The sequence below is a fragment of the Planomonospora corallina genome, assembly GCF_042650625.1.
In the GTDB taxonomy this organism is placed as follows: domain Bacteria; phylum Actinomycetota; class Actinomycetes; order Streptosporangiales; family Streptosporangiaceae; genus Planomonospora_B; species Planomonospora_B corallina.
Map to the genome: position 1 here is coordinate 274,114 of NZ_JBHSBM010000005.1, position 9,456 is coordinate 283,569.

Below are 9,456 nucleotides of genomic sequence, written 5' to 3' on the forward strand. Positions count from 1 at the left end.
GGGGCCCTGGTGGACCGCGGCGACGCTGACGAAGACGGCGGGATCCCCGGTGACACTGGCCGCGACACCGCCGACGGTGGCCTTGATCTGGCGGTGCCAGTGCACGTCGGAGTCGTCGAGCATGATGTTGCGGCGGCCCCGGACCCGGCCCGACGGGTCGGCCTCGCACTTCATGAAGACGTTGACCAGCCGGCCTCCCAGGTCGGACGGGTGCGGGCGCTCCGGCAGGTCGATGCCGCTGGAGCGGATCGCCTCCCAGATGCCGTCGGCGTCCAGCGCGTCCTTCATCACCGAGTGGCCGATGCGGTAGCGGCCGCCGATGCCGCGGACGTTGCCGACGACCACGATCTGCGCCCGGTCGAGCTCGACGCCGCTGGAGCAGGACGCCACCGACGAGTACAGCGACAGGTCCCGGTGGATCTGGTCGGCGCGGGGCATCTCGATCTCCCCCAGTGCGACGGCGACGCCGAGCGCGGTGGTGGAGTTGGAGATGTCCATCGAGGGGCCGGTGTCCTCGGTCACCACGTCCCTGCCGCGGGACTTGGCGTCGTTGATGGTGGCCAGGGTCAGCAGCGGCGTCTTGGTCTGCACGTAGTGCACGTCGGCGGGGTCGTCGATCCCCGCGGCCTTCATGGCCTCGCGCACCCCGGCGGCGACCTTCTCCACCATGGCGGGCCGGCCGATGTCCTCGGGCAGGATGACGTCGCTCATCGCGATGCCGACGCTGAGCCGCGGCTCGTCGCCCGGCTCGTCGCCCGGGGGCGGGGACGTGGTCGCGAAGATCGTGGCGTGCGGGCTGAGCACGCCGTCGGTGCCGCCCGACCACACCAGCGGGACGCTCTCCGGCGACGGGTGGCCCTTGGCGGCGAGCACCTCGCGGAAGGCACGGTCGGCGAGGATGCGGGTGTAGTCGTTGACGCCGCCGTTCCCCTCGGTCTTGCCGATCACCGCGAGCACCCGGTGCGCCTCGATCACCCCGTCGTCGATCAGCCTCTCCAGCCCGGAGGCGTCGGTCACGCTCTCGATGGGCACCTTGCGCACTTCGATGGGTTCCGGCATTCCGGCCGCCTTTCCGTCGGGTCGTTTCCATTCGCGCGTCGGGGTCCGCCGGGGACCGCCGCTCACCTGCTCACCACGGTCCCGGTCTCCCCCGCGACCGCCGCCCCGATGCCCTCCAGGGAGGTGATCACCGCCCGGTCGCCGCCGTGCTCGACGAAGCGCAGCGCGGCCTCGACCTTCGGGCCCATGCTGCCGCCGGCGAAGTGCCCGGCGGCCTGGAGGTCGCGGAGCCCGCCGGCGCTGATCGCGCCGATCGGCCGGGCGCCGGGCGTGCCGAAGCCGGTCCAGGCGCAGGGCACGTCGGTGGCGATGACCAGCGTGCCGGCCCGGACGGTCCGGGCCAGCAGGGCCGCGGCGAGGTCCTTGTCGATGACGGCCTCGACGCCGGCCAGCCTCCCTGAGGGGGCCCGGATCACGGGCACTCCCCCGCCGCCGGCCGCCACGACGACGAACCCGGCGGCCATCAGCGTGGCGACCGCCGGCGCGTCGAGGATCTGCAGCGGCTCCGGGGAGGGGACCACTCTGCGCCAGCCGCGCTCGAACCGGCGCCAGGTCTGGCCTCTTCCTTCGAACCGGCGCGCCTCCTCCTCGGTGAAGTAGCGGCCGATCGGCTTGACCGGGTCGGTGAACGCCGGGTCGGCGGGATCGACGAGCGTGCGGGTCACCACGACGACGGCCCGGCCCTCGAGGGCGTTGAGGATGAGCGTGCCGATCGTGGCCTGGGTCTGCGCGCCGCACCAGTCGAGCGGGACCGGGGGGACCACGTCCGCGGCGAGCTGGTTCTTCACGATCAGGTTGCCGACCTGCGGGCCGTTGCCGTGGGTGAGGGCCACCTGGTGGCCGGCCGCGAGCAGCGCGGCGACGTGGCCCATCGCCTCCTCGACCGCACGGCGCTGGTCGTCGGGCGAGGCGCTCCCGTCGGAGGCCGTCATGGCGTTGCCGCCGAGCGCGATCAGCACACGTTCACCCACAGGGGCGACGGTAACCGCCCGTCTCGTCCCGGCTCATGGGCACTCATTGCCCAAGGAGGGGCCCTTCTTCGACAGAACTCACCCGGCCGGGTGCGGTCCGGCCCGCCGTACGGCGTGCGCCCCGGCTCCGGATGGCGGGCCGGACGGCTCCGGCCGACGAGCCGCACGGTCCCGGGCGCGGCGGGCCGTACGGCGGGCGGAGTTGTGCGGCGGTGCCAAAACGCGTGAGGAAGCGGTGCGGCCCGGCCCTAGCGGCCGGCGGGCCGGCGGAGGAGGTTTGGTCCGACCACCCGTCCGGAGGGAGGGATCGCGTGGGCCGCCTCCAGCCCGGCCGCGTCGCCGTGGTCGCCGTGGCCGCCCTGTGCGCCGTGGCCGCGCTCGCGGCCCTCGTCCTGCTGGCCGACACCCTGGTGCGGCAGGTGGCCCGGACGCCCGGCGCGTCCGGCGCCCCGGAGATCGACTACGTGGCCGAGGCCCGGGGGATGGCCTCCGAGGGGCTGCCGGAGGCCAACGACTTCGGGTGCCGCCCTGCGGAGGCGACGCCGTACCCGGTGGTCCTGGTGCACGGGGCCAGGAGCACCGGGGCGGTGACCTGGCCGGTGGCGGCGGCCTACCTGGACAAGCAGGGCTACTGCGTCTTCGCGCTCGACTACGGGTGGAGCCGGTCGATCAGGGAGTCGGCGCGGACGCTGGAGATCTTCGTGGAAGGGGTGCTCCAGGCGACCGGCGCGGAGAAGGCGGCGATCGTCGGGCACAGCCTCGGCGGGATCGTCCCCCGGGCGTACATGCGGTTCGAGGGCGGGGCGGCGAAGGTGTCCGAGCTGGTCACGCTGGGCTCACCGCACCACAGCCTGACGGAGGAGCTGGGTGAGGGCTGCGGGCGGGAGACCGTCTGCGAGGAGCTGGCACCGGGCTCGGCACTGTTCGAGGAGCTGAACTCCCCGACCATGGTCGAGCCCGGCGTCGACTACACCGCCCTCGGGCTGAAGGCCGAGCAGATGGCCGCCTCGACGTTCGTCGACGGCCCGGCCGGTCAGGTGAGCAACCGCATGCTCCAGGACGACTGCCCCCTCAAGGGCCTCGTCGAGGGAGCGGTCGGGCACAACCTGGAGACGATGGACCCGGTGATGCTCTCCTACGTCAACAAGGCGCTGGAGGAGACCGGACCCCTGCCCGAGGACTACCGGCCGGACTGCTTCGCGCTCATCCTCTGAGGGTGCCCGCCAGGGGCGCCCGCGCTCACCGCCCGTCCCCGTCGGCCGGTCCATCCACCGGAGTGCCTCGCTCCCGGCCGCTCCCGGTGCCCGTCGGCGGCGGGCCGGACCCCTTGCTCGGTGTTCCCCGCCCTCGTATTCTACGAATCGTAGTACTACGAATCGTAGAGGAGTGGGATGCGTGTTCTCATCGCGGGAGCCGGGATCGCGGGACTGGCGGCGGCCAGAGGGCTGCTCGCCGCCGGGCACACGGTGACCGTGCTCGAACGGGCGCCCGCCCCGCGTGACAGCGGCTGCGCACTGACGCTCTGGAGCAACGGCACGGCGGTCCTGGACGATCTCGGCGTACGGCTCGACGGGGCGGGGCAGCGTCTGGACGCCCTCGACGTCCGCAGCGCCCGCGGGCGCCCGGTGATGACGGTGGACACCGCGCGGCTGGAGGCCGGCTCCGGCTTCCCGGTGGTGGTGATCCCCCGGCGGACGCTGCTCGCCAGGCTCGCCGAAGGGCTGCCGGCGGGCACCGTCCGGTTCGGCGCCCGCCTCACCCGCCTCCACGACGACGGCCGCTCCGTACGGGCCGGGACCGAGGACGGCGCGGAGCACTCAGGCGACCTGCTCATCGGCGCCGACGGCGTGAACTCCCAGGTACGCGCGGCGCTCTTCGGCTCCGGTCCCGGCACGGACGCACCCCCGACGGGTACGGCGACCTGGCAGGGCCTGGTCGCGGCGCCCTTCGAACTCGGCTCCCGCGGCCTGATGTTCCTCGGGCGCCGGGGCGCCGTCGGGATGAGCCCCGCGGGCGGCGGCCTGCTGCAGTGGCTCATCGACCTCCGGTTGCGGCCGGGCGACGGCTTCGACCGCCCGGACCGGGCACTCGCCGCCCTCCGGGACCGGTACGGGACATGGGCCCCTCCCGTCACCGGACTCCTGGCGTCGCTGTCGGACGAGGACCTCGAGCTCTTCCCCCACCGCAGGCACCGGGCCCCGTTCCGGTGGTGGCGCGGCCGGTGCGCCCTGATCGGCGACGCGGTGCACACGATGCCCCCCATGCTGGCGCAGGGCGCCGGCCAGGCACTGGAGGACGTCGCGGCGCTGCTGCGCGCCCTCGCGGCCGCCGATCGCACGCCGGGTTCCGGCCCCGCCTCAGGCCCGGATCCGGCCGCGGCTCTGCGCGTGTACGGCAGGAGCCGCCGGCGGCAGGCCGCGCTGGCCTCCGCGGCCGCCGCCCGGGGCATCGCGACCTCCGGGCCGCGGACGGTGTTCCAGAGCGAGACCGTGCTGCGCGCGGCCTCCGCCATGCCGGGCCACCTGGCTACCTGGTCGTTCGGGAGATTGATCCGGGCGTTCAGCGGCCGGCTCTGAGCCCTGGCCCATGGCCGGCTCCGCGCGTCGGCACCGGGCGCACTGCCCGGCAGGCCGCGGGAGCCCTGCCGAAGCCGTCGCGCGGGCCTCCGTCCACGCGGAGCCGTCCTGTGGATCCGCGGCCTCCGGTCCGGTCGAGGACCCGAGGCCCGTGCGGGCCTAGACGCGCCGGGCGACCTCGGCGACGACCCGCTCCCGGAGCGGTTGCAGGTAGAAGTGGTCGCCGGGGAAGACGGTCAGCGAGAACTCCGAGGCCGTGAGCGACTCCCAGGATTTGGCCTGGGCCGGGGTGACGACCGGGTCGGCGTCGCCGACGAGGGCGGAGACCGGGGTGCGCAGCGGCGGTCCGGGCCGGTGGCGGTAGGCGTCGACCAGCCGGAAGTCACCGCGGACGTACGGCAGGACCAGCTCCCGCAGGTCCCTGTGGGCGAAGACCGCCGCCTCGGTGCCGCCGAGCCGGGTGAGCTCGGCGACCAGCCCGTCGTCGTCGTAGCGGGAGTAGCCGTACTCCGGGCGCTCGTGCGGCGCCGCGCAGCCCGACACGAACAGCCGCGCCGGGCCGGGGCCGCGCTCCTCCAGCAGCCGGGTCACCTCGTAGGCCACCAGTGCGCCCATGCTGTGCCCGAACAGCGCGAAGCGCCGGTCCAGCAGCGGGACCAGCTCCCCGGCGACGGCGGCGGCCACGGCCTCCAGGCTCTCCGGGAGCGGCTCGCCGTACCGGTCGGCCCGGCCGGGGAGCTGCACGCCGTACAGCTCGACGGTCTCCGGCAGCAGCGCGGGCCACTCCCGGTAGGCGGTGGCCGACCCGCCCGCGTGCGCGAAGCAGATCAGCCGGGTGGTCGCCGCCGGTCGGGGGCGGGGGCGGCGCAGCCAGGTCATCAGGTTCCCTCCAATGCTCCTGGCCCCGATGCCGGCGCGGGGCCCTGGCGCGGTCTCTCCCCACGCGGGCGGAACGCTCGCCGGGGCGGTCCCTCCCCGCGGAGGAGGACGTTCACCGGCGCGGTCCCTCCCCGCGCGGGGCCGGCGGTCATTCTCCCATCGCCTCGATCAGGCTCCGCGGGCGCATGTCGGTCCAGTTCGCCTCGATGTGCTCCAGGCATGCCTGCCGGGTGTCCTCGCCGAAGGCGACGGTCCAGCCGGGCGGGACCTCGGCCCACGCGGGCCAGAGGGAGTACTGGCCCTCGTCGTTGACGAGGGCCAGGTAGGTGCCGTCGGGGTCCTCGAAGGGGTTGACGGTCATGGCAGTTCCTTTCTGAGCAGCGCGGCGATCTCCGCGACCGGTCCGGGGTTCAGCATGCTCTCGTGGTCGCAGTCGACGGCGTGGTCGGTGATGCTCCCGGTCACGTACGGCTTCCAGTCGGCGGCGGTGGGGGCGTCCGCCCCGCGGTCGCGGGCGGCGGTGAAGAAGAGCACGTCCCCGTCGAAGAGACGGGGCGTGTGCTCCCGGGAGATCTTCACACCGTTGCGGTAGTGGCGGTAGACCGCGCGCAGGGTCGGCTCGTCGAGGGTGGCGTACCGGCCGCCGTGGGCGCGCACGAACGCCATGATGTCGCCGGCCTCTCCCGTCCCCTGGTAGCCGACCGCGGACAGCAGGCCGGACAGGACCTCGTCCCGGTCCGGGTGGACGGGGTCGTCCGGTCCGCCGGGCTCCGCGTTCTCCGGGACGGCGCCGCCGGGTCCCCCGTCCCCGGGCACGCCTGCTCCGGCGTCGCTGCCGGGGACGCTTACTCCGGCGCCGCTCCCGGGGACGCCCGCGCCGGCGCCGGGGTAGGCGTCGAGCAGCGCCAGCAGCGCGACCTCCTCGCCGCGCCCGCGCAGTTCGACGGCCATGGCGTGGGCGATCAGCCCGCCCATCGACCAGCCCGCCAGCCGGTACGGCCCGCGCGGCTGGACCTCGCGGATCCGCTCCAGGTAGTCCAGGGCGGCGGCCTCGATCGACGGGGAGGTGTGACCGGGCTCGGTCAGCGCCCGCGCCTGGAAGGCGTAGACGGGCTGGTCGGGACCGAGGTGGCGGAGCAGGCCGGAGTACGGCCAGCCGAGTCCGGCGCCGGGGTGCACGCAGAACAGCGGGGGCTTGGCGCCGGTGGCGCGGAGCGGGAGCAGCACCTCCCGTCCGGTGGAGCCCGCGTGACCGCCCGCCGCCAGGGCCTCGGGCGTCTGGCGGGCGAACACCTCGCGGGGGCTGATCTCCAGTCCCTCGCTCCGGGCACGGGAGACGAGCCGGATGACCGCGATGCTGTCGCCGCCCAGGTCGAAGAAGCCGTCGTCGGCGCCGACCCGGTCCAGGCCGAGGACCTCGGCGAACAGACGGCAGAGCCGTTCCTCGGCGGGGGTCCGGGGATCCCGTCCGGACGCCGACACCTCCGGCCTGGGGAGGGCCGCCCGGTCGACCTTGCCGTTGGGGGTGAGCGGGAGGGCGTCCAGGACCATGACGGTCTGCGGGACCATGTACTCGGGCAGGGTCCGAGCCAGGTGCGCCCGCAGCTCCCCGGGGCCGACGCCGGCGCTCTCCGCCGGACCGGTGACGGGGGCGACGCCGCTGCTCTCCGCCGGACCGGTGACGGGGGCGTCCGCGGTGCGGTCCGCAGGGCCGGTGACGTAGGCGACGAGGCGGTCGTCCCGGGCGACCACCACCGCCTGCCCGACCTCCGGGTGCCGGGCCAGCGCCGCCTCGATCTCCCCCGGCTCGATCCGGAATCCCCGGATCTTCACCTGCGCGTCGGCCCGGCCGACGTACTCCAGCTCGCCGCCGGCCGTCCACCTGGCCAGGTCCCCGGTCCGGTACATCCGCTCGCCCGTGCCGTACGGGCAGGCGACGAACCGCTCGGCGGTCAGACCCGGACGGCCCAGGTAACCGCGGGCCAGCCCCGCGCCCGACAGGTACAGCTCGCCGACCGCGCCGGGCGGCACCGGCCGGAGCAGCCCGTCCAGCAGGTGGGCGCGCATGCCGTCCAGGGCCCGGCCGATGGGCGGCGCGGCACCGCCCTCGGGGACGGCCCCGACGGCGTGGTAGGTGGCGTAGGTGGTGGTCTCGGTGGGCCCGTAGACGTGTCCGAGCACGGTGTCCGGGCAGGCCCGCGACACGCGGCGCATCGCCTCGGGCGAGGCGGCCTCACCGCCGGTGAGCACCTCCGCCAAGGCGCCGAACGCGCCCGGGTCCTCCTCGGCGACCAGGTTGAACAGCGCCGTCGTGATGAACAGGGCGGTCAGCCGGTGCCGTGCCACGAGGTCGCGGAGACGGGCGGGGTCCAGCTCGCCGGGCGGCGCGACGACGACCGTGCCGCCGGTCAGCAGCGGCACCCAGAGCTCGTAGGTGGAGGCGTCGAAGGCGTGCGGGGAGTGCATCAGCAGCCGCCGGTGCCGCCCGGCCCACCGATGGTCGGCCGCGAGGGCGAGGACGTCGCGGTGCCGTACGGCCACGCCCTTGGGGGTGCCGGTCGAGCCCGAGGTGTACATCACGTAGGCGAGCGAGTCCGGGTGGATCCGGGCGTGCCGGAGGTCGTGGCCCGGCCCGGCGCCCGTCTCCCCCGGAAGGACCGCCTCGCCCGCGGGGGCCGCGTCCCCTGGAGAGGCCGTCTCCGCCGGGAGCGTCGCGGCCTCCGGAGAGGCCGCGGCCGCCGGGAGGTCGAGGCGGAGCACGGCGACGTCCCGGCCGGGGTCGAAGCCGGGATCGCGGTCGGCGACCAGGACGGGCGCTCCGGTGTCGGCCATGACCCAGCTCATCCGGCCGGGCGGATGGCCGTGGTGGAGCGGCACGTACACTCCGCCCGCCTTGGTGATCGCCAGGGTCGCCACGACGACCTCCGCCGACCGTTCCAGCAGGACCGCGACCGGTGTCTCCGCGCGCACGCCCAGCGCGGCCAGCCGGCGGGCGAGCCGGTCGGCCCGCCGGTCGAGCTCGGCGTAGGTCAGGACGGTCCCGTCCGCCACGACCGCCTCGGCGTCCGGGGTCCGTGCCGCCTGCGCGGCGAAGGCGTCCGCCACGGTCCCGTCCGGCACGGGCGCCGCCCGCTCCGGTCCCGCCAGGACGAGGGCGCGCTCGTCGTCGGTCAGCAGGTCGAGCCGGGCCAGCGGCAGGCCGGGATCCGTGGCCACGGTCTCGAGCACGCGGACGAGCCGGTCCAGGAGCCGCCGGGCCTCGGCGGAGGAGAAGGCGTCGGGCCGGTGGTCCAGGCGCAGCGAGACGGTCCGCCCGCCGGTCGCGGCCAGCGCGAGCGGGTAGTGCGTGGCGTCGCTCCCCCCGGCTCCGGCGAGCCGCAGCCCGTCGGCGATCTCGGTCGCCGTGGCGCCCGCCGGGTAGTTCTCCAGCACCGTCATGGTGTCGAACAGCCCGCCCCCGCCGTGCAGGCCCTGGATCTCGGCCAGGCCGAGGTGGTGGTGGGGCAGCAGCTCGGCCTGCTCGGCCTGCAGGCGCGTCAGCAGCCCGGCGAGGGTCTCGCCGGGGCCGCCGGGGCGCAGCCGTACCCGGACGGGAAGCGTGTTGATGAACAGGCCGACCATGCGCTCGACGCCGGGCAGCTCGGCCGGGCGGCCGGAGACCGTGCCGCCGAAGACGACGTCGTCACGCCCGGTCAGCTGGGCCAGCAGCAGCGCCCACGCCCCCTGGACCGCGGTGTTGAGGGTCAGCGAGCGGGCGCGCAGGGCGGCGGTGAGACGGGCCGTCCGCTCCTCGTCGAGGTGGGCGCGGACCCGGCCGGGTTCCACCGGCGGCCTGCCGTCGAGCCCGGGGGCGACCAGGGTGGGCCCGTCGAGCCCGGCCAGGCGGGAGCGCCATGCCTGACGGGCGGCCGCGCGGTCCTGCCGGGCCAGCCACGCCAGATGGTCCTTGTACGGCGGTGCGGGCGCGGGCT

Annotated in this window: 7 protein-coding genes; 2 read left to right on the forward strand and 5 right to left on the reverse strand. The window is 75.6% G+C overall.

The features are described from left to right. Together ACFOWE_RS01900 and ACFOWE_RS01905 are read right to left on the reverse strand one after the other, a co-directional pair. Positions 1-1,059, reverse strand: a 1,059-nt coding sequence (locus tag ACFOWE_RS01900) for a barbiturase (RefSeq protein WP_377284982.1), incomplete at its 3' end; no start/stop codon positions are given. A 62-nt stretch (positions 1,060-1,121) separates the two neighbouring features. Next, positions 1,122-2,030, reverse strand: a complete 909-nt coding sequence (locus tag ACFOWE_RS01905) for a carbamate kinase (protein ID WP_377284983.1) — start codon at positions 2,028-2,030, stop codon at positions 1,122-1,124. Positions 2,031-2,341: 311 nt separating this feature from the next. Here ACFOWE_RS01905 and ACFOWE_RS01910 point away from each other — a divergent pair, with 311 nt between their 5' ends. Next, positions 2,342-3,244, forward strand: a complete 903-nt coding sequence (locus tag ACFOWE_RS01910) for an esterase/lipase family protein (protein WP_377284984.1) — start codon at positions 2,342-2,344, stop codon at positions 3,242-3,244. Positions 3,245-3,421: 177 nt separating this feature from the next. Beyond that, complete coding sequence (locus ACFOWE_RS01915) at positions 3,422-4,606, forward strand: FAD-dependent oxidoreductase (protein WP_377284985.1); 1,185 nt, start codon at positions 3,422-3,424, stop codon at positions 4,604-4,606. A gap of 159 nt (positions 4,607-4,765) precedes the next feature. Here ACFOWE_RS01915 and ACFOWE_RS01920 read toward each other — a convergent pair whose 3' ends face one another. From ACFOWE_RS01920 to ACFOWE_RS01930, 3 genes are all read right to left on the reverse strand, one after another. Then, complete coding sequence (locus tag ACFOWE_RS01920; RefSeq protein ID WP_377284986.1) at positions 4,766-5,485, reverse strand: thioesterase II family protein; 720 nt, start codon at positions 5,483-5,485, stop codon at positions 4,766-4,768. A 148-nt stretch (positions 5,486-5,633) separates the two neighbouring features. Beyond that, positions 5,634-5,846 carry an MbtH family protein gene (locus ACFOWE_RS01925; RefSeq protein WP_377284987.1) on the reverse strand — a complete coding sequence of 71 codons (213 nt, stop codon included), beginning with the start codon at positions 5,844-5,846 and terminating at the stop codon, positions 5,634-5,636. Then, a partial coding sequence (locus tag ACFOWE_RS01930; protein ID WP_377284988.1) for an amino acid adenylation domain-containing protein occupies positions 5,843-9,456 on the reverse strand: 3,614 nt, incomplete at its 5' end. The genes ACFOWE_RS01930 and ACFOWE_RS01925, both read right to left, overlap by 4 nt.

Coding starts and splice junctions, on each gene's coding strand:
- ACFOWE_RS01925 (WP_377284987.1), bottom strand. CDS start 5,846: ATGACCGTCAACCCCTTCGAGGACCCCGACGGCACCTACCTGGCCCTC.
- ACFOWE_RS01920 (WP_377284986.1), bottom strand. CDS start 5,485: ATGACCTGGCTGCGCCGCCCCCGCCCCCGACCGGCGGCGACCACCCGG.
- ACFOWE_RS01915 (WP_377284985.1), top strand. CDS start 3,422: ATGCGTGTTCTCATCGCGGGAGCCGGGATCGCGGGACTGGCGGCGGCC.